Origin of the sequence: Pedobacter sp. MR2016-24 (assembly GCF_026239655.1) — a bacterium.
GTDB lineage: Bacteria > Bacteroidota > Bacteroidia > Sphingobacteriales > Sphingobacteriaceae > Pedobacter.
The window spans coordinates 412,006-432,077 of sequence record NZ_JAPIVO010000001.1; the positions used below are offsets into that span (position 1 = coordinate 412,006).

Sequence of the window (20,072 nt, forward strand, 5' to 3'; positions counted from 1 at the left end):
GATATTTGAGGCCATACATTTTACTAATTATGTCGTTATCAGATTTTTTCTCCCCCTTAACGCCCGAAAAATTTACCCCGAAACAGGGCTTTTATCGCAGTCAGATGGGATTAAAAGTGAGTTTTTATCTTGAAAATTTTCCGGATTTAAGTGAGAATGAATACGATATCGCAATTTTCGGGGTGCTGGATGATCGTGCTGCGGTAAACAATAGTGGTTGTGCTTTAGGTCCGGATTATTTCAGAGAGCAATTTTACCTCTTGCATGAGGGTGCCTTTAACAGCAGAATGATTGATTTAGGAGACATTAAAGCGGGGGCTACGCTGGCTGACACCTATGTTGCTGTAAAAACTGTAGTGGCAGAACTCGTCAGGCATAAGATTGTTCCTGTTATTATTGGTGGAGGACAAGATCTTACCTATGCTCAGTATATGGCTTACGAACAGCTGGAGCAGAAAGTGGACCTGGTTGTGGTAGACAATAAGTTTGATCTTGATGAAGGGGACGAGACAGGGATCGCCGCCCGGTCTGATACTTATCTGAACAAGATTTTTCTGCATCAGCCAAACTATCTTTTCAATTTCAGTAATGTTGGCTACCAAACCTATTTTGTAAATCAGGACAGCTTAAAAGTGATGGACAAGCTGTATTTTGATGTACATCGCCTGGGAGAATTCCTGAGTGATATTCCTTCTGTGGAGCCGGTCATACGGAATGCAAATATGGTTAGCTTCGATATTTCAGCCGTCCGTTCCGCCGATGCCAGGGGAAATGGAAATGCTACACCAAATGGTTTTTATGGTGATCAGGCTTGTAAAATTGCACATTATGCAGGCCTGAATGATAAGCTGACTTCAATCGGTTTTTATGAGTTTAACCCGGCATTTGACAGTGGTAGTCAGACTGCCCTATTGCTTGCCCAGATGGTGTGGTATTTTGTAGATGGCTTTTATAACCGCAAGAAAGATTTTCCACTAAATCCAAAATCCCAATATTTAATTTACCGTGCCAGCCTGAATGACGGCACCGGTGAACTCCTTTTTGTGAAAAGCAAGAAGTCTGATCGCTGGTGGATGCAGGTTCCTTACCCAACTGGAATGTCAAAAAATGAGAGATACCACCTGGTTCCCTGCCGTTATGAAGATTATAATATGGCGGTAAATGGCGAAATGCCTGATTTATGGTGGCGTACCTATCAAAAACTGCTTTAACAACCTGAGATTCCCTGCACTTTTTTTCTGAACTGATTCGGGAAGGGGTATTGCCTATGCCATACTTTAAGGATCTTTCTGGCATATTTGCAGCATATCATATGTACCCCTAACTTACCATTGATCTACCTCAATACTACTTAAATAGTATATTAGTAGTAAAGTTGTAGTAAAGCTAAGGTAGATTAGGGGTACATATGATGTGCTTGAAGTATGGTATTAGTATGCTGGAATTATCCTTTTAACCAGACTCCTTCCCGATGTTAACCAAACCTTGTATGAGCTTGTCCTGGTGCTCATCTTTTTTTATTGGGGGGCTGTTTCTCTTTTGATTGAAAAAAATGCTGGACATACTGAATGGAGCACTCTTTTTGCCTGCTCTGGACTATACGGCATGGGGTAGGAGCAGTTTGGCACTGGCAGGCATAACTAACTATTGGATAGATTAATTGTAATGAAAGCATTATAAACAGCATCGGCCCGAAATGATCATTCCGGGCCAATGCTGTTTATAAAAAATTATATTTTACATCAGGTCAAATCCGATATCTTCTCTGAAATATTTTCCATCGAAATAGATTCTTGCTGCATCGGCGGTGGCCGACTGTAAAGCTTCAAATTGTGTATCCTGCAAACTGGTAACGGCTAATACCCTTCCGCCGTTACTTTTCACGACGCCACCTTCAAGAGCTGTTCCTGCATGGAAAGCCACAGATTTGCGGAGGTTCTCAATACCTGTAATCGCCTTACCTTTTTCGTAATCTCCCGGATAACCGCCTGCTACAATCATCACTGTCGCTGCACTTTTGGCACTAATCTTTAATTGAACATCTTTCAGCCTTTTTTGAGCAGTTGCCATGAAAAGTTCTACCAGGTCATTCTCAATCCTTGGCAGAACGCTTTCCGTTTCAGGATCACCCATTCTGCAATTATATTCAATGATCATTGGTTTATCACCGACTTTAAATAAGCCGAAAAAGATAAAGCCTGTATAATCAATACCGTCTTTTTTTAATCCGTTAATGGTTGGTATAATAATAGTGTCTTCTACTTCTTTCAGGAATTTTTCATCCGCAAAAGGAACAGGAGAAACAGATCCCATGCCACCAGTATTCAGGCCGGTGTCTGCCTGACCAATTTTTTTATAATCTTTAGCCTCTGGCAGGATCACGTAATTATCGCCATCTGTTAATACAAATACAGAAAGTTCAATTCCCGTAAGATATTCTTCTATCACTACCAATGCTCCGGCATTACCGAACTTACCGCTCAGCATCAGCTTTAATTCTTCCTGCGCATCTGCGGTAGTTTCGCAGATCAATACACCTTTACCGGCTGCCAGTCCATCCGCTTTCAATACTACGGGCAAACTGTGGTGTTGCAGGTAAGCCAAACCTTCGGCAAGCGTTTCAATGGTGAACGATTTAGATCCCGGTGTAGGGATACCGTGGCGTGCCATAAATTCTTTGGAAAAGTCCTTACTGCCTTCAAGGATTGCTCCCTCTTTTTTAGGGCCGATAACAGGAATTTTTGCAATAGCCTCATCGGCAATAAAAAAATCATGAATACCATTTACCAGCGGTTCTTCTGGTCCAACCACTACGAGTTCAATGTTTTCTGCAAGCACGAATTTTTTGATGGCTTCAAAATCATTCGGATTCAGGTTCACATTTTTGCCATAGGCACCTGTACCACCGTTGCCCGGCGCGATAAATAGTTTTGAGCATTGCTCAGACTGGCTCATTTTCCAGGCAAAAGCACTTTCTCTTCCACCAGAACCTAATAATAAGATATTCATATGGGCAAAGATAACCGCTTTAGGTAAATTTTATAGTTTATGTGCATTTAATACTTACAAGAATGTGACAAATTGTACGCGTGTAATTAAATAAAACGGCACACGCTGAACAATTACAGGATATTTTGTATTTTTATGGCCCGACAACTGTCAAATTGGCCTATGTGCTGCACTGGCTTGGTTGTTGTAAAACGATGATTTTAAAATACATAAAACACAAATAGAAACGATGCTAGGATTTTTAACCAAGGTTTTTGGAAGCAAATCGGAAAGAGATATTAAGGCAATCCAACCCCTTGTTGTCAAAATAAACGAAGAATACGCTAAACTTTCGGCTTTAAGCAATGATGAACTGCGTAACAAAACTGTCTACTTTAAGGATGTTATTGCGAAATCATTAGCAGAAATAGACGGTAAGATCGGTGCATTGAAAACTCAGGGTGAGAGCCAGGACTTATCATTGCCTGAAAAAACGGCTTTATATGACCAGATTGATGTGCTGATCAAGGACAGGGATAAGGAACTGGAAGTGGTATTGATGGATATTCTTCCTGCTGCATTTGCGGTGGTTAAAGAAACTTCACGCCGTTTCACTGAAAACGCACAACTTGAGGTTACCGCCTCCGCATATGACAGGGAATATGCCGCACGCAGAAGCAATGTGAAGATAGAGGGTGATAAAGCTTTCTGGGCAAACACATGGGATGCTGCAGGTACACAAGTATTGTGGAATATGGTACATTATGATGTACAGCTGATTGGTGGTATTGTATTGCACAACGGTAAAATTGCGGAGATGGCAACTGGTGAGGGTAAAACGCTGGTAAGTACATTGCCTGCATACCTGAATGCTTTAGCCGGACAGGGTGTTCACATTGTAACGGTGAATGATTACCTGGCACGTCGTGATGCGGAATGGAATGGTCCTTTATTCGAATTCCATGGTTTAAGAGTAGATTGTATTGATAAACATGAGCCTAACTCTCAGGAACGCAGAAATGCATACCTGGCAGATATTACTTATGGTACAAATAATGAATTTGGTTTTGATTATCTGCGTGACAATATGGCGCAGGAGCCGGGACAACTGGTACAGCGTAAGCTGCACTTCGCAATGGTGGATGAGGTCGATTCAGTATTAATTGATGATGCACGTACACCCTTAATCATTTCAGGTCCGGTGCCTTTTGGTGATCAGCATGAATTCCATGAGCTTAAACCACGTATCGAACGTTTGGTCAATGCGCAGAAAGAATATGTGACAAGAGCTTTAAATGAAGCTAAAAAATTATTTAATGAAGGAAAGACCGGAACCGAAGAAGGTGAAGGTGGTTTAGCGCTGTTGAGAGCACACCGTGGTTTACCAAAAAATAAAGCATTAATCAAGTTTTTGAGTGAAGGTGGCAACAAGCAGGTGTTGTTGAAAACTGAGAACAGCTACATGGCTGACCAGTCTAAAAATATGCCGAAGGTTGACTCTGAGCTTTACTTCTATATTGATGAGAAAAACAATCAGGTAGAGCTGACTGAAAAAGGAATTGAACTGATCACTAAATCTGGTGAGGATGAGCATTTCTTTGTATTGCCTGATGTAGGTACTGAAATTGCGGAGATTGAAAAATCTACGTTAAGCAGCGAAGATAAAATTGCACGCAAAGATGAATTGATGCGTGATTACTCTATCAAGGCAGAGCGTGTACACTCGGTTAACCAGTTATTGAAAGCTTATACTTTATTTGAGATTGATGTTGAATATATCATCGATGAAGGTAAGATCAAGATTGTAGATGAGCAGACAGGTCGTATCATGGATGGTCGTCGTTATTCTGATGGTTTACACCAGGCAATTGAAGCAAAAGAGAATGTGAAAGTTGAAGATGCTTCACAAACTTATGCTACGGTTACTTTACAGAATTTCTTCAGGATGTACCATAAATTGTGTGGTATGACGGGTACTGCAACTACGGAAGCGGGTGAGTTCTGGTCTATTTACAAACTGGATGTGGTAGAAATACCTACAAACAGGGTAATGTCGAGAAAAGACCACCAGGATTACGTTTACCGTACCGTGCGTGAAAAATATAATGCGGTTGCTGAAGAGATTGTGAAACTGACACAGGAAGGCAGACCGGTATTGGTGGGAACGACTTCTGTAGAGATTTCGGAGCTGTTAAGCCGTATGTTGAAATTACGTGGTATCAAACATAATGTACTGAATGCTAAAATGCACCAGAAAGAGGCAGATATTGTTGCCGAGGCTGGTCAGGCAGGTCAGGTAACGATCGCTACGAATATGGCTGGTCGTGGTACGGATATCAAGTTAGGTGCCGGTGTAAAAGAAGCTGGTGGTTTAGCGATTGTAGGTACAGAGCGCCATGAGTCTCGTCGTGTAGACAGACAGTTGCGTGGTCGTGCTGGTCGTCAGGGTGATCCGGGATCATCTCAGTTTTTTGTATCACTGGAAGACAACCTGATGCGTTTATTCGGTTCTGAACGTATTTCTAACATCATGGTGAAAATGGGAATTGAAGATGGTGAAGTAATTCAGCATTCTATGATTACCAAATCTATCGAGCGTGCACAGAAAAAAGTTGAAGAAAATAACTTCGGTGTACGTAAGCGTTTGCTGGAATATGATGATGTAATGAACTCACAACGTTCTGTAATTTATTCGAAACGTAAAAATGCACTATTTGGTGAGCGTTTGGATGTGGACATGAACAACATGGTGTTTGATGTTGCAGAAGATGTGGTTTCTGAATATAAAGAAGAAGGTAACTATGAAGGTTTCAAACTGGAAGTGATCAAAAACTTCTCTTTAGATACGGATATTACTGAGCAGGAATTCAATTCAAGAAGCATCCATATCTTAACAGATAAGTTGTTTGAAGAAGCTACTGTATTTTATTCAAGAAAATCTGATAACATTATCGGGCAGGCAATGCCCGTGTTAACACAGGTGTTTGAAGAGCGTGGTGATCATATTGAGCAGATTGTTGTTCCTTTCACTGACGGAATCAGAAGCATCCAGGTTCCGGTAGAATTAAAAAAAGCAATTGAAAACAACGGTAGAGAAGTAACGAAGTCATTCGAGAAAACAATCGTTCTTGCTTTAATTGATGAATCATGGAAAGAGCATTTACGTGAAATGGACGAGTTGAAACAGTCAGTTCAGAATGCCGTTTATGAGCAGAAAGATCCGCTGATCATTTATAAGATGGAAGCATTTAACCTGTTCAAAAACATGCTGAATGCAGTAAATAAAGAAGTAGTAAGTTTCTTATATAAAGGTGGTATTCCTGTACAGCAGGAGGCAGATGACTTAAGAGCGCCACAAGCGCCTAAAGCTGCACCAAGCAGACTGAAAACTTCTAAGCCAGAATTCGCTGCATCAAGCAGTACTGGTGATGTTGAATTTGCAGACACACGTGAGCAAGCTCCTCAGCAACCTATCCGTAAGGAAGTAACAGTAGGAAGAAATGACCTTTGCCCTTGTGGCAGCGGTAAGAAATACAAAAACTGTCACGGTGCAGGATTGTAATTTGTAATACACATAAAGAATGCCGATTTTTGTAAAAAGAAATCGGCATTCTTTTTTTAAGCCCTTTCCAATGAAATTATTCTTTACCTGTATTATCTGTTTATTTGCATTTCCTTTATTCGCTCAGCATAAGGGAGAGGTAACGATTATCAAAGATCCGCTGATTGACAGTCTGATTGAAAGAAGAATTCAGTTGAATAAGGTTGCTGCCCCGGCTGCGGCCCGTAATGGTGGCGCAATTGTATCCAGGATGGGCTACCGTGTACAGATATTTTATGGGTCGGACCGCCGAGAGACTTATGCAGAGCAGGCACGATTTAAAGCTGAATATCCAAAACTGAATACTTATATCACTTATAAAGAACCGAATTATTATTTACGCGTTGGGGATTTCAGGACACGTCTTGAAGCCCAGAGCCTGATGAATGAACTGAGGTCTGGCTTTTCGACCTTATTCATCTTCAGAGAAAAAATCAATGCACCTAGTTTATAGCGAAAAATGATTACTAAAGAACAGATCCAAAGTTTAGCTGGTACAATTTTCCAGGATATTGTAGGCTTTCGCCGTCACCTGCACGCCAATCCTGAACTATCTTTTAAAGAGTTTGAAACCTCTGCTTTTATTCAGGCGAAGCTAACAGAATGGGGAATTCCGTTCACCAGCATGGCTGGTACGGGTGTAGTTGGTTTAATTACCGGAGATTTGCCTTCAGAAGAGGTCATCGCCTTGCGTGGTGATATTGACGCACTGCCGATTATTGAAGCTAATGATAAGCCATATGTGTCCAAAAATCATGGGGTAATGCATGCTTGCGGACATGATGTACATACTTCTTCGCTCCTGGGTGCTGCTTATATCTTAAATAACCTGAAAGCTGAATTTGGCGGTACGATCAAGCTGATCTTTCAGCCTGGAGAAGAAATTCTTCCTGGTGGTGCCAGTGTAATGATCGCTGAAGGGGTGCTTGAAAATCCAAAGCCACAGCATATTATCGGCCAGCATGTGATGCCAATGATTGATGCTGGTAAGGTTGGGTTCCGTTCGGGGATTTATATGGCCTCTGCTGATGAATTATATGTAACAGTTTATGGTAAAGGCGGCCACGGTGCACAACCACAGCAGAATATAGATCCGGTACTAATTACGGCGCATATTCTTGTGGCTTTGCAGCAGATTGTTAGTCGGAATGCCGACCCAAGATTACCTTCTGTATTGTCCTTCGGTAAAGTGATCGCTAATGGTGCGACGAATATTATTCCCAATGAGGTGAAGATTGAAGGTACCTTCAGGACGCTGAATGAGGAATGGCGTGCAGAGGCGAAGCGATTGATGAAAAAAATGGCTGAAGGAATTGCTGAAAGTATGGGTGGAAGCTGTGATTTTGATATTCATCATGGATACCCTTTTCTTGTAAATGAAGAGAAACTGACGGCAAGAACACGTGGTTATGCGGTAGACTATTTAGGGGAAGAAAATGTGGTTGACCTGGATATCTGGATGGCGGCAGAAGATTTTGCCTATTATTCTCAGGTAACGGATGCTTGTTTTTATCGTCTGGGTACTGGAAATGCAGAAAAGGGAACTAAGTATTCTGTGCACCACCCTAATTTTGATGTGGACGAGGATGCGTTGAAAATCTCGACAGGTTTAATGGCTTATATCGCGCTGAAACAGCTGGGGAATTAAATGAAGGGTATCATTGCTTTTTTTTCGCTGATAGGAGTAGCATGCGGGTCTTTTGCGCAGCAGATCCCCCGCTTTAATCCGGATACGGTGAAAACCATTACGCTTGGTGATAATGTGAATATCGTTTCGCAAAAACTCAGTGTAGAGACATTTATCAAAGCAATTACGACAGATACTACCTTCTATACTGCTTTCAGAAAGATGAAAAAGTATAGTTTTACGGCAGAGAACCGGATCTATACGTATGATAAGAAGAATAAGGTCAATGGGAAGGTTTACCGCAAAATCAGGCATCATAACAGCGGACCTGTAAAAGTTGAATACCTGGCGAAGCAGGATACAGGAAAAGTTTTTAAAAAGAACGGAAAATACCAGTTGTATACACTGGAGATGTTCGACTATATTTTTATGAATGCCTATGCAAGTGATTTTGTTCCCAATGCGCCTGCCGGCGACGGAGGAGGTGGAACAAATGCAAGTTATAAACAGAAACTAAAAACACTGATTTTCAATCCCGGGCGACCAGTAAAGGGAATCCCTTTTATTGGCAGCAAAACAGAAATATTCACTGCAAATATGCGTCAGTATTATGATTATGGCTTTCAAAGCGGAATGTATTTAGACTCCATTCCTGTTTACCGTTTTAAGGTAAGTGTGAAAGAAGACCTGAGCAGCTGGACTAAAGATGGATTAATGATCAAAGAGCTGGTCACGATTTTTGATAAGCGTAACTTCGAGATTCTGGGCCGTTATGTGGATATGAAATACAGCAATATGCTGTTTGATTTCGATGTGCAGATGAATATTGAAATGAGTTATTTTGGCGAGGATAAATTACCGTCAAAAATTACCTATCAGGGCAACTGGAATGTTCCGTTTAAAAAAGAAGAACGGGCAAGTTTCCTGATTTTGCAAAAAGACTATGCTGCCGGGGATTTAAAATAGAATCGTTAGCTGTTCCTTGCAAACCGAACATTTAATATTACAATTGCAAGGATGATAGCTAATTTTTGTACCGATCCAACACCAGACAAATATTTGTTTTTCCTTCAGATAAGGTTTAGTTACCTTTGAACTGTAGACCTGTTAATTGTCACCATTAAAACCATTCATGATATGTTAATGAAGAAAATAATCCTACCTGTTGCTGTTGTGGCATTGTCCTTACTGCTTTTTTCTTTTGCAGGGATGAGGGCTAAAACTAAAAAAATAATCTTCTTCGGGGATTCGATTACGCAGCAGGGGGTGAAACCCGGCGGTTATGTTGATCTGATCAAAAAGGCATTGGATGCTTCGAAATACGAAGTGATCGGCGCTGGAATTGGGGGCAATAAGGTATATGATTTATACCTTCGTATGGAAGAGGATGTACTGAATAAAAAACCAGATCTGGTAGTGCTCTATATTGGTGTAAACGATGTGTGGCATAAGTTATCATCCAGAACGGGTACTGATCAGGATAAATTTGTGAAATTCTATCAGGCACTGATCAATAAAATTCAGGCAAATGGTGCAAAGGTAGTGCTTTGTACGCCTGCAGTTATCGGCGAGAAGAAAAACGGCGTGAATGAAATGGATGGTGATCTGGATAAATATTCAGAGGAAATCCGCAAGCTGGCGGTAAAAAATAAATTGCCTTTATGCGATCTGAGGAAAATCGTAACCACTTACGATCTGGAACATAATCCGGAAGATCTGTATAAAGGAATCCTGACCACAGATGGCGTGCACATGAATGATTTGGGTAACAAAACTCTGGCAGACACGTTATTACCTTTTGTAAAATAAGTTCTATTAATGATCAATCAGGATACCATTAACAAGATCATGGACACCGCCCGTATTGAGGAGGTTGTTGGTGATTTTGTCTCCTTAAAAAAACGTGGTACCAGCTTAATTGGGAACTGCCCGTTTCATAATGAGAAGACCCCTTCGTTTAACGTTTCTGTAACTAAAGGTATTTATAAATGTTTTGGATGCGGTAAGGGAGGGGATTCCGTGCGCTTTATCATGGATCATGAAAAGTATTCCTATCCGGAAGCTTTGAAGTTCCTGGCGCAGAAGTATAATATTGAAGTTGAAGAGAAGGAGGAAACTCCGCGTGATATTGAAGCAAATCATGCAAGGGAGAGCTTATTTGTAGTCTCTGAGTATGGTGCTAATTATTTCAGTAATGAATTATGGACCGGTGAGGAAGGTCGCGCTGTAGGCTTAAGCTACTTCAAAGAGCGTGGTTTTCGTGAGGACATCATCAAAAAGTTTGCACTGGGATATTCGCCGGATCAATGGGATGCGTTGATCTTAAGTGCTGCTGCTGCCGGACATAAGGAGGAATTCCTGGAGCGTAGCGGTTTGGCGATCAGAAATGATAAAGGGAAGCTGTACGACCGGTTCAGGGGTAGGGTAATGTTCCCGATCCATGGTTTTACAGGTCGCGTGATCGGCTTTGGTGGTCGTACACTAAAAACGGATAAAAAAGTTCCTAAATATGTAAACTCTCCGGAGAGTGAAATTTACCATAAGTCGAATGTGCTGTACGGCCTGTTCCAGGCTAAGAAAGCAATTCGTGAAGCGGATAACTGTTACCTGGTGGAAGGTTATGCGGATGTGCTTTCCGTGCATCAGGCTGGAGTAGAAAATGTTGTTGCATCTTCTGGTACCTCACTGACCATCGAGCAGATCCGGTTGATCGGCCGCTTTACGCAGAACGTAACCATTTTATATGATGGGGATGCTGCGGGAATTAAGGCCTCGTTGCGCGGACTGGACATGATTCTGGAAGAGGGGCTGAATGTGAAAGTAGTCAACTTTCCTGAAGGGCATGACCCCGATTCTTATATGCACAAGGTTGGTGCCGGGGCTTTCAAAAATTACATCGAAAATAGTCGTAAAGACTTTATTTTATACAAAGCGGATACGCTGCTAAAGGAAGCGGGTAATGACCCTATTAAACGTGCGGGCATTATCAGGGATATTGTAGAAAGTATCGCTAAGATACCTGACGATATCAAGGCATCCGTATTTATCAGGGAATGCAGCCATATCCTGCAGGTAGAAGAGCGGATGTTGCTGACGGAGCTGAATAAAATGCGCGTGGCCAAGTTTAAAAAGGCAGGTGAAAAACAGCAGCAGCAATATCAGCCTAAGCAGCAGTTCTCTCCCGGATCACCTTTCCAGGATGGTCCGCCGGATAATCTTTTTGATGATAATCCGGACAAACCGCTGCTGGAGCCGGAACCTGAAGTTAAGGCAGATGATGATTTACTGCAGGAGCATGAAATCATCAGGTTGTTGCTTGCTTTCGGGCATGAATTGGTGAGCTGGGATAAGATTGATAATATGTATATCGGTTCATTTATCATGCAGAATCTTTCGGATGTTACTTTCGAGGATGAGACCTGCAGAATGATTATTGAAAATTATAAAGAGGAAATCGAAAACGGTCATTTACCGGTAGCTAACCAGTTTATTAAAAATGAGAACCGCGATATTGCCGATTTAGCCATTACCTTGTCCACCTCACCTTATTCGCTAAGTGAAAACTGGTATAACAAACATAAGATTTATGTAAGGGATGAGACGGTGAATCTGAAAGCTACTATCCTGGGCGGATTGTTCCATTTGAAAAAGAGAAAGGTAGACCGGATGCTGCTGGGTTTGTTGCAGGAAATTAAAACGGAAATTGATCCTGTAAATCAGGAAATATTAATGCAGCGTTATGCGTTTATAAAAAATGTAGAACGTGAAATTTCTAAGTTTCTGGGCTCTGTAATTTTGAAATAATGGCAGAACACAATGATCTTGGCAGATATGGAGAGATTTTAGCAGAAACTTATCTGGCAGATCGGGGTTATCACATACTGGAAAAGAATTGGGTTTATGGAAGGGCAGAGATTGACCTGATTGCTTTTCATGAAGAAAAGCTCATCTTTGTGGAAGTGAAAACAAGGCGGTCTGTGGATCATGGCGAGCCGGAAGACTTTGTAAACTGGAAGAAGGAGAAACAAATGGAGTTTGCGTCTTCGGTTTATATAGAAAGAAAAAATCATCAGGGCGAAATACGCTTTGATATAGTTGCAATAGTTTTTGAAAATAAGGACATTTATAAAATTAATCATATTGAAGATGCATTTTGGCCGACTTAGTACCATTTTTAGTTCCCGTAAAATAACTTTTCTGATTGCTGCGGCTTTTGTTGGCAGTGTGGTCTCTTCTTGTAAGGATGATGAAGATAAAGTGGAAGCAATTGGTTTTAAACTTCCTGAGCAGGGGCAGAGTTTTAGTCTGGGTGATGAGGTGAAAGTACAACTGGACTTGCCGGGGGATGCTAAAGTGACTTCGGTTGATTATCTGCTGGATGGTAAGTCTGTAGGTACAAAAAATAATGGAGAACAGTTTGCGTTTCAGACGAAGGACCTTTCACTGGGGTATAAACTGATCACTGCTGTTGTTGACAATGGTGCTAAAAAAGATACGGTAACGATTAATATCGTATTGAAGTCTGCCGTTAAACCTGCTGAATTCACCTATAAAGTAGTAAATACCTACCCTCATGATACCGCTTCTTATACGCAGGGGCTGGAATACCATAACGGCCGGTTTTTGGAAAGTACAGGTGAGCGTGGATACTCCCAGTTAAAATGGGTAGAACTTCAGACCGGTAAAGCGATACAGAAAATTGACCTCGACAAAAAATATTTCGGCGAAGGCTCTGCTATGGTAGGTAATAAAATTATCATGCTGACCTGGCTGGAAAATGTCGGTTTTGTATATGATGGGAAGTCATTAGCCTTACTGGACACTTTTCCTTACCAGAACAGCAGAGAAGGCTGGGGATTAACTTTTGATGGACAGCAGCTGATTAAATCTGACGGGACCAACAGGATCTGGTTCCTGAATAAAGACAATTATAAAGAAGAACAATATATTGATGTGTATGACAACAATGGCGCTGTTGATCAGTTGAACGAACTGGAGTACATTGACGGGAAGATTTATGCTAACATTTATCAAACAGATAAAATTGCGGTGATTAACCCTAAAAACGGCGCTATAGAGCAATATATTGACCTGACCGGAATATTGCCTGATAAAGACAGATTCGCGAATACAGACGTGCTGAATGGCATTGCCTGGGATGCTGCAGGAAAGAGATTATTTGTGACCGGAAAGAAGTTTGATAAGTTGTTTCATATCGCAGTTATTCCTGCCGGTCAGAAATAGATTATTGTTTTTTGACTTTTTGTTCTGCCAGATACCCGTTGAAAGTGATGGGCTGCTGGTTATTGCTATTCACCGTTAAGGTAGCGTAACCAGTGGTAGTTACATTCAGCATCAGATTATAGTTGGCGTTAAAATCGTCTTTTACATCCTTTGGTTTAATGGAGATGATCCAGCCGCCTTTTTTACGGACTTCTTTTTTATAGGTGAAATCTTTTGATTTGAACTTGATTCCGCCTTCATTGTTGCCTATTCTGGCAGTGAAAGCGCGGCCATAATAAGGTAGAAAAGCAACTACACTGTCCTTCGTCACGTTCAGGTCGTAATTTGATCCGTTCAGGTTAATTGCACCGCCACTGTTTGCACCGGGCATCCTGTTCAGGATCTTACTGATGTCGGCAGAGTTCATTGGAAAAGCCATTGTTGCGACAAATACATAGTTCTGCGCATCAATAATTTTTTGGGTAGTCGCTTTGTCTGTCTGTGCTTTTAGCTGTGTTACCGAAAGTAGTAAAACAGCCAGGAAGATATTTTTAAGCGTTTTCATATGTATATCATTTTATATATAGACAGTCTGCCTGTATAAAAGTTTAATATACACATAAAAACGCTCAGATTTTATGGTTGATTCCGGGAGTTATCTCCAGCTTTTATACTGGTTGATTAAACCGTTTGTAGAGGTATCATGTGTAGAAACCGGCGCATCATCCTTCAATTCCGGGAGGATACTTTTTGCCAGCTGTTTACCTAATTCCACACCCCACTGATCGAAACTAAAGATATTCCAGATAATGCCCTGAACAAAGATTTTATGTTCATAGATTGCAATCAGGCTGCCCAGACTGCGTGGCGTTACTTTTTTCAATAAGATAGAGTTGGTTGGTCTGTTTCCTTCAAAAACTTTGAAAGGTGCCAGTTGCTGTATTTCTTCGTCAGATTTACCTTCTTTTTTCAGCTCCGCAGTAACCTGCTCATCTGTTTTACCGTTCATCAGGGCTTCTGTTTGTGCAAAGAAGTTAGACAATAAAATCGGATGGTGTTCGCCTATAGGGTTTAAACTCTGTGCAGGTGCAATAAAATCACAAGGGATCAGACGCGTTCCCTGATGAATCAGTTGATAAAATGCATGCTGACCGTTTGTACCCGGCTCGCCCCAGATAATCGGACCTGTTTCATAAGTTACCTCTTTACCATTACGGTCTACATGTTTACCGTTACTTTCCATGTCACCTTGCTGGAAATAAGCAGCAAAACGGTGCATATACTGATCATATGGAAGAATAGCCTGTGTTTCTGCATCAAAGAAATTAATGTACCAAACACCAAGCAGACCCAGGATTACAGGGATATTACTTTCAAACGGTGTGCTTTCAAAGTGCTGATCTGCTGCATGTGCACCTTCCAGTAATTCTTTAAAATGAGCAAAGCCTACGCTTAAAGCGATAGGCAGGCCGATTGCGCTCCATAGAGAGTATCTTCCGCCAACCCAGTCCCAGAAGCCGAACATGTTTTCCGTATCAATTCCAAAAGCGGATACATCTTTTGCATTGGTAGATAAGGCAGCAAAATGTTTAGCTACATCTTCCTGTTGAGCGCCCTTACCCAGGAACCAGTCCTTCGCCGTATTGGCATTGGTTAAAGTTTCCTGTGTAGTGAAAGTCTTTGAAGCAATGATAAACAGCGTTGTTTCAGGGTCTACGGTTTTCAACGTTTCTGCTATATGTGTACCATCAATATTTGATACAAAATGCATAGTGAGGTGGTTCTTATAGGCCTTTAATGCTTCAGTTACCATCACCGGACCTAAATCTGAACCGCCAATACCAATATTCACGACATCGGTAATTGCTTTTCCGGTGTAACCTTTCCATGCGCCGGATATAATCTGGTCACTGAATTTCTCCATTTTAGCCAGCACTTCATTTACATCATCCATTACATTTTTACCATCAGCATAAACAGGCGTATTGCTCTGGTTACGTAATGCAGTATGCAACACAGCACGGTCTTCTGTCTGATTGATCTTATCTCCGCTAAACATCGCTTTAATCGCTTCGTCCAGTTTACATTCTCTGGCCAGCTGTACCAGCAAAGCGAAAGTAGTGTCGTTGATCCTGTTTTTAGAATAATCTACCAGGATGTCTTCAAAAATCACCGAGAATTTTTCAAAGCGCTGCTCATCTTCCGCAAACAATTGCTTTAAATTTTTCTCATTAATATCAATGAAGTGATCAGCCAGATATTTGTAGGCTGCCGTCTCTGTAAAGTTTATGGTTGGTAACATAATGGTTATTGTTTTTGTAAATGTAACAGTTTATTTTATCTGCTCAAATCAGGTACAATTTTTCTGCCGATAAAAAATAATCGGACGTATTAACTTATATTTAACGTAAAAAAGACTTGCGTATGAAACTACTTTACTTTAATCTGCTGGTATTGCTCTCTGCGCCCGCCTTTGCGCAGCAAAAAACCTTAAGGGCAGAGGTAGCTGTAAAGGCTGCCGGAATTGAACAAAAGGTAATTGAATGGAGGCGGGATTTCCACGAACATCCGGAACTGGGAAACAGTGAAACCAGAACGGCAGGCATTATAGCCAAACACCTGGAGGGATTGGGACTGACAGTCATTACGGGGGTGGCTAAAACCGGAGTGGTTGGGATACTGAAAGGCGGCAAACCGGGACCAGTGGTTGCACTAAGAGCAGATATGGATGGGTTGCCCGTAACGGAGCGGGTGGATGTTCCCTTTGCCTCCAAGGTAAGGACTACCTATAATGGTCAGGAGGTAGGGGTAATGCATGCCTGCGGGCATGATTCACATGTGGCCATCCTCATGGGTGTAGCAGAAGTACTGGCTTCCATGAAAAAAGAGATTCCTGGTACGGTAAAGTTTATCTTTCAGCCTGCAGAAGAAGGGGCACCGGTAGGTGAAGAAGGTGGTGCTGAACGTATGGTGAAAGAAGGTGTACTGGCCAATCCTAAAGTAGAGGTCATTTTCGGACTGCATATTAATTCTCAGACGCCGGTTGGTGATATCACCTATCGCCCTGGCGGAACAATGGCTGCGGTGAATGATATGCAGATCATTGTAAATGGAAAACAGGCACATGGTGCTTATCCCTGGAGCAGTATTGACCCTGTGGTCATCTCTGCGCAGATCGTAAATAGCCTGCAAACAATTGTAAGCAGGAATTTGAATGTAACAGAAAACCCGGGTGTGGTGACTATCGGGGCTATCAATGGTGGTATCAGATCAAATATTATCCCTGAGAAAGTAGAGATGCTGGGTACCATCCGGAATTTCAGTAAGGAAGATGAAGCTATGTTTATAGAACGAATCAGGACTATTGCTACCAAAACTGCTGAAGCAGGAGGAGGAACAGCTGAGGTCAGGATTCCCTATACTACACATTATCCGGTTACGTTTAACGATGTGGCACTTACGGAAAAGATGCTGCCTAGTTTAAAGGCGACTGCGGGTGCAGCGCATCTTCAGCTCAGACTGCCGGTAACGGGAGCAGAAGATTTCTCTTTTTACCAGGAAAAAGTGCCCGGCTTATTCATTTTCCTTGGCGGAATGCCTAAAGGGAAAGATCCGTTGAAGTCGCCCTCACACCATACGCCAGATTTTTATATCGATGAAGGAGGTTTTGTACTGGGGGTAAAAGCACTGGCCAACCTGGCGCTCGATTATATGGCGATAAAGAAATAATACTATATATTTGCGATTATGACTAAAGAACAAATACAGGATTTAAGGGACAGATTAGCGTCGCTGAGGAGGCATCTTTGACGTCGAAACCCGACTCGAAGCTATTTATATAGAACAGGAGCTTACCTTACAACCAGGTTTTTGGGATGATCCCAAGAAAGCTGAAAAGCATTTGGCAGAGATGAATTCTAAAAAGGTGTGGACAGACGCCTGGCAGAAAGCGAATGCTGAATTTGAAGATACACAGGTGTTATTCGATTTCCTGCAATCAGGAGATGCGACGAAGGAGGAGATGGAAGAGCAGTATGAAAAAAGTCTGCGACTGATAGAAGATCTGGAGTTGAAGAACATGCTGAGCAGTAAAGAAGACCAGCTGGATGCCGTGATGCAGATTACTGCAGGGGCAGGCGGTACTGAAAGCTGCGATTGGGCAGCAATGCTGATGCGGATGTATATCATGTGGGGCGAAAAGAATGGCTATAAGGTGACCGAACAGGATTTTCAGGCTGGTGAGGTTACAGGAGTAAAATCTGTAACGCTGCAGTTTGCCGGTGAGTTTTCTTATGGTTATCTGAAAGGTGAGAATGGAGTACATCGTCTGGTACGTATCTCTCCCTTCGATTCTAACGCACGCAGACATACTTCCTTTGCCTCTGTTTACGTTTATCCCCTGGTAGACGATACCATTGAAATTGATATTAAGGATTCTGAGATAGAATTTGAAACCTTCCGTTCCGGTGGAGCCGGCGGGCAGAATGTAAATAAAGTTGAAACTGCGGTTAGGTTGTACCACAAACCTTCGGGCATTGTGATCAAAAATCAGGAATCGCGTTCTCAATTGCAGAACAAGGAAAATGCTATGCGTTTACTGCGCTCCCAGTTATATGAGGCTGAAATGCGGAAACGTATGGAAGCGTCTGCCGCTGTTGAAGGTTCCAAGATGAAGATAGAATGGGGATCACAAATCAGGAATTACGTTTTACATCCGTATAAACTGGTTAAAGATCTGCGAACAAACTATGAGACCTCTAATGCGCAGGGTGTGCTGGACGGGGAGTTAAATGAATTTTTAAAAGCCTATTTAATGGAATTCTAATGAAGAAGATCTTTTTGCTAAGTATACTGATGGGAATAACTGGTTTTAATTTTTTAAAAGCACAACAGGTGATGGATTTATATCCGGGAAAAATCCCTGGTGCTAAAGCGATACCCGCTGCTTACAAAGAGATTCAAACATTAAATAAGGGTAAAGTAGCCGGACTGAGTAAAGTTTTTCATCCTACGCTGGCTGTTTATCAGCCTGTAAAAGGGAAGAGTAACGGGACGGCTGTGATCATCTGTCCGGGTGGTGGTTATTCGCACCTGGCTATCGGGCATGAAGGTGAAGAGGTGGCACTAACCTTTGCAAAAATAGGCGTTACAGCCTTTGTATTGAAATATCGTCTGCCGGAAGACAGTATCATGGAAGATAAATCGTTCGCTCCCTTACAAGACGCTGAACAGGCCATTTATACAGTTCGTCAAAATGCAGACAAATGGGGTGTTGACCCTGCGAAGGTCGGCATCATGGGCTTTTCGGCTGGCGGACACCTTGCCTCTACATTAACGGTACATTATATGGATAGCAAAATTGCGAATCCTGAAAAAATAAGTTTAAGACCGGATTTTGCAGTATTGATTTATCCTGTGATTAGTTTTCTGTCATCCCCTCATGTGGGATCGATGCATAATCTGATAGGGAAGGACGGTTCACAGGCGCAAAGAGAGTATTTTTCAAATGAGATGGGGGTGAATGCGAATACACCTCCATCCTTTCTTGTTCATGCGAATGATGACGATGCGGTACCTGTAGAAAACAGTATTTTATTTAATCAGGCGCTGGTTAAAAACAAGGTGCCAGTAGAAACACATCTCTATCAGGCAGGCGGACATGGATTTGGCTTACATAATAAAACCACTGCTGATGAGTGGTTTGCGAGATTGGAAAACTGGATGAAGTCGAATAAATTTTTATAATCAATCAAGGTCATCACTCAACAGGATATTCTGTAATTCTTTCAGTTCCTTTACCTTTTCCTCTGAGCCTAAGTTTTCATAAGCAGATACCAGGTTACGTATAATCCTTCGGATAATCTCTACATTACTGCAGGGTGCGTAAAAACCCGGCTGCGGCTGCAGGTTGAGCTGGCGTAAAAACTGGTCTACATCATGTTTCCCGAAAATGGATCCCTTGTTAAAAGCATTGATGTAAAAAAGCACCCCAAATTCGTGGTCTTCTATTTTACTCTGATCGATATAACCGAGGATAAAATGCTGTGGCAGGTTAACGCCATATACAGGGATATCCAGTTTCTGTGCGAGTGTAGAATAGATGATTGCAAGCGAAATCTGGTTTCCTTTTTTGCTTTCCAGCACCTGGCTGATATAGGAATTCTGCGGATCGTGATGGTTTTTTGTATTTCCGCTAAAGCCGTATACCGTATAAAAGATGTGGTTAATGAGTTTAATCTTCTCCACCGAACTCATTTCATGCTGTAATCCCAGCCAGATATCTCTTTTGATATCTTCAATCTGGATCAGAATTTTACTTTCATCAAGATCAGGATATTGGTAGCGGTTAATGACCATTGCTCCCTGCAGCAGATCAAATGCACCACTCTGGTACCAAAGGTTCAGATCTTCTTTTACATTGTTAAACTGAATCTGATGTACGATGTTCTCAATTCTTTCCTGCAGCAGGGTATCCAGCGATTTTTCCCATTCTGTTTCCAGAAAATGAATCACAGAACTGCCATGTTCAAGCAGGCGTTTTTCTACGTGCTGAAAGACTTCCGGATCAGGATCATCCAGTAATTTTACCAATGCGCTTATTTCTGTACTATTTTCCATTAAATATGCTATTAC

The 20,072-nt window shown here is 41.8% G+C and carries 16 protein-coding genes; 12 read left to right on the plus strand and 4 right to left on the minus strand.

Annotated features, from left to right (window positions below; genetic code table 11):
- The first annotated feature begins 29 nt into the window (after positions 1-29).
- On the plus strand, positions 30-1,211 hold the full coding sequence (locus tag OQX62_RS01870) for a formimidoylglutamase (RefSeq protein WP_265829682.1): 1,182 nt from the start codon (positions 30-32) through the stop codon (positions 1,209-1,211).
- Between the two features lie 526 nt (positions 1,212-1,737).
- On the opposite strand, the gene purD is transcribed toward OQX62_RS01870, so the two are convergent.
- Positions 1,738-3,009 (minus strand): phosphoribosylamine--glycine ligase, encoded by a 1,272-nt coding sequence (gene purD, locus OQX62_RS01875; protein WP_265829683.1) that lies wholly within the window; start codon positions 3,007-3,009, stop codon positions 1,738-1,740.
- 229 nt (positions 3,010-3,238) lie between these two features.
- On the opposite strand from purD, the gene secA reads away from it, so the two are divergent.
- The 8 genes from secA (at position 3,239) to OQX62_RS01915 (ending at position 13,460) form a co-directional block, all read left to right on the plus strand.
- Positions 3,239-6,550, plus strand: a complete 3,312-nt coding sequence (gene secA, locus OQX62_RS01880; protein WP_265829684.1) for a preprotein translocase subunit SecA — start codon at positions 3,239-3,241, stop codon at positions 6,548-6,550.
- A gap of 70 nt (positions 6,551-6,620) precedes the next feature.
- The gene (locus OQX62_RS01885) at positions 6,621-7,043 is read left to right on the plus strand and encodes an SPOR domain-containing protein (RefSeq protein ID WP_265829685.1); all 423 of its coding nucleotides are present in this window, start codon (positions 6,621-6,623) and stop codon (positions 7,041-7,043) included.
- A gap of 6 nt (positions 7,044-7,049) precedes the next feature.
- On the plus strand, positions 7,050-8,237 hold the full coding sequence (locus OQX62_RS01890) for a M20 metallopeptidase family protein (RefSeq protein ID WP_265829686.1): 1,188 nt from the start codon (positions 7,050-7,052) through the stop codon (positions 8,235-8,237).
- Positions 8,238-9,182 carry a hypothetical protein gene (locus tag OQX62_RS01895; RefSeq protein WP_265829687.1) on the plus strand — a complete coding sequence of 315 codons (945 nt, stop codon included), beginning with the start codon at positions 8,238-8,240 and terminating at the stop codon, positions 9,180-9,182.
- Positions 9,183-9,359: 177 nt separating this feature from the next.
- Complete coding sequence (locus tag OQX62_RS01900) at positions 9,360-10,025, plus strand: SGNH/GDSL hydrolase family protein (RefSeq protein ID WP_265829688.1); 666 nt, start codon at positions 9,360-9,362, stop codon at positions 10,023-10,025.
- Between the two features lie 9 nt (positions 10,026-10,034).
- Positions 10,035-12,020 carry a DNA primase gene (gene dnaG, locus OQX62_RS01905; RefSeq protein WP_265829689.1) on the plus strand — a complete coding sequence of 662 codons (1,986 nt, stop codon included), beginning with the start codon at positions 10,035-10,037 and terminating at the stop codon, positions 12,018-12,020.
- Positions 12,020-12,382 carry a YraN family protein gene (locus OQX62_RS01910; protein ID WP_265829690.1) on the plus strand — a complete coding sequence of 121 codons (363 nt, stop codon included), beginning with the start codon at positions 12,020-12,022 and terminating at the stop codon, positions 12,380-12,382. The genes dnaG and OQX62_RS01910 overlap by 1 nt, the downstream gene beginning before the upstream one ends.
- Entirely contained in the window at positions 12,363-13,460 is a 1,098-nt protein-coding gene (locus OQX62_RS01915; RefSeq protein ID WP_265830148.1) for a glutaminyl-peptide cyclotransferase, read from the plus strand. Before OQX62_RS01910 ends, OQX62_RS01915 begins: the two co-directional genes overlap by 20 nt.
- Position 13,461: 1 nt before the next feature.
- Here OQX62_RS01915 and OQX62_RS01920 read toward each other — a convergent pair whose 3' ends face one another.
- On the minus strand, positions 13,462-14,004 hold the full coding sequence (locus OQX62_RS01920; RefSeq protein WP_265829692.1) for a DUF4251 domain-containing protein: 543 nt from the start codon (positions 14,002-14,004) through the stop codon (positions 13,462-13,464).
- Positions 14,005-14,094: 90 nt separating this feature from the next.
- On the minus strand, positions 14,095-15,741 hold the full coding sequence (gene pgi / locus OQX62_RS01925) for a glucose-6-phosphate isomerase (protein ID WP_265829694.1): 1,647 nt from the start codon (positions 15,739-15,741) through the stop codon (positions 14,095-14,097).
- 122 nt (positions 15,742-15,863) lie between these two features.
- Between pgi and OQX62_RS01930 the strand changes: the two genes are divergently transcribed.
- From OQX62_RS01930 to OQX62_RS01940, 3 genes are all read left to right on the plus strand, one after another.
- Complete coding sequence (locus tag OQX62_RS01930) at positions 15,864-17,168, plus strand: amidohydrolase (RefSeq protein ID WP_265829695.1); 1,305 nt, start codon at positions 15,864-15,866, stop codon at positions 17,166-17,168.
- 18 nt (positions 17,169-17,186) lie between these two features.
- Positions 17,187-18,264 (plus strand): peptide chain release factor 2 gene (gene prfB, locus OQX62_RS01935; protein ID WP_265829696.1). Its coding sequence is split into 2 segments (ribosomal slippage): positions 17,187-17,246 and positions 17,248-18,264, totalling 1,077 coding nucleotides; the frame shifts between segments, so codons are not numbered across the junction.
- The gene (locus OQX62_RS01940; protein ID WP_265829698.1) at positions 18,264-19,184 is read left to right on the plus strand and encodes an alpha/beta hydrolase; all 921 of its coding nucleotides are present in this window, start codon (positions 18,264-18,266) and stop codon (positions 19,182-19,184) included. Before prfB ends, OQX62_RS01940 begins: the two co-directional genes overlap by 1 nt.
- Here the strand turns inward: OQX62_RS01940 and OQX62_RS01945 are convergent, their stop codons facing one another.
- On the minus strand, positions 19,185-20,057 hold the full coding sequence (locus OQX62_RS01945) for a transglutaminase-like domain-containing protein (protein WP_265829700.1): 873 nt from the start codon (positions 20,055-20,057) through the stop codon (positions 19,185-19,187).
- Positions 20,058-20,072 lie beyond the last annotated feature (15 nt).

What these genes read in the sequence shown, in the direction of transcription:
- OQX62_RS01870 (WP_265829682.1), top strand. Translation starts at nt 30, where the DNA reads ATGTCGTTATCAGATTTTTTCTCCCCCTTAACGCCCGAAAAATTTACC.
- purD (WP_265829683.1), bottom strand. Translation starts at nt 3,009, where the DNA reads ATGAATATCTTATTATTAGGTTCTGGTGGAAGAGAAAGTGCTTTTGCC.
- secA (WP_265829684.1), top strand. Translation starts at nt 3,239, where the DNA reads ATGCTAGGATTTTTAACCAAGGTTTTTGGAAGCAAATCGGAAAGAGAT.
- OQX62_RS01885 (WP_265829685.1), top strand. Translation starts at nt 6,621, where the DNA reads ATGAAATTATTCTTTACCTGTATTATCTGTTTATTTGCATTTCCTTTA.
- OQX62_RS01890 (WP_265829686.1), top strand. Translation starts at nt 7,050, where the DNA reads ATGATTACTAAAGAACAGATCCAAAGTTTAGCTGGTACAATTTTCCAG.
- OQX62_RS01895 (WP_265829687.1), top strand. Translation starts at nt 8,238, where the DNA reads ATGAAGGGTATCATTGCTTTTTTTTCGCTGATAGGAGTAGCATGCGGG.
- OQX62_RS01900 (WP_265829688.1), top strand. Translation starts at nt 9,360, where the DNA reads ATGAAGAAAATAATCCTACCTGTTGCTGTTGTGGCATTGTCCTTACTG.
- dnaG (WP_265829689.1), top strand. Translation starts at nt 10,035, where the DNA reads ATGATCAATCAGGATACCATTAACAAGATCATGGACACCGCCCGTATT.
- OQX62_RS01910 (WP_265829690.1), top strand. Translation starts at nt 12,020, where the DNA reads ATGGCAGAACACAATGATCTTGGCAGATATGGAGAGATTTTAGCAGAA.
- OQX62_RS01915 (WP_265830148.1), top strand. Translation starts at nt 12,363, where the DNA reads ATGCATTTTGGCCGACTTAGTACCATTTTTAGTTCCCGTAAAATAACT.
- OQX62_RS01920 (WP_265829692.1), bottom strand. Translation starts at nt 14,004, where the DNA reads ATGAAAACGCTTAAAAATATCTTCCTGGCTGTTTTACTACTTTCGGTA.
- pgi (WP_265829694.1), bottom strand. Translation starts at nt 15,741, where the DNA reads ATGTTACCAACCATAAACTTTACAGAGACGGCAGCCTACAAATATCTG.
- OQX62_RS01930 (WP_265829695.1), top strand. Translation starts at nt 15,864, where the DNA reads ATGAAACTACTTTACTTTAATCTGCTGGTATTGCTCTCTGCGCCCGCC.
- OQX62_RS01940 (WP_265829698.1), top strand. Translation starts at nt 18,264, where the DNA reads ATGAAGAAGATCTTTTTGCTAAGTATACTGATGGGAATAACTGGTTTT.
- OQX62_RS01945 (WP_265829700.1), bottom strand. Translation starts at nt 20,057, where the DNA reads ATGGAAAATAGTACAGAAATAAGCGCATTGGTAAAATTACTGGATGAT.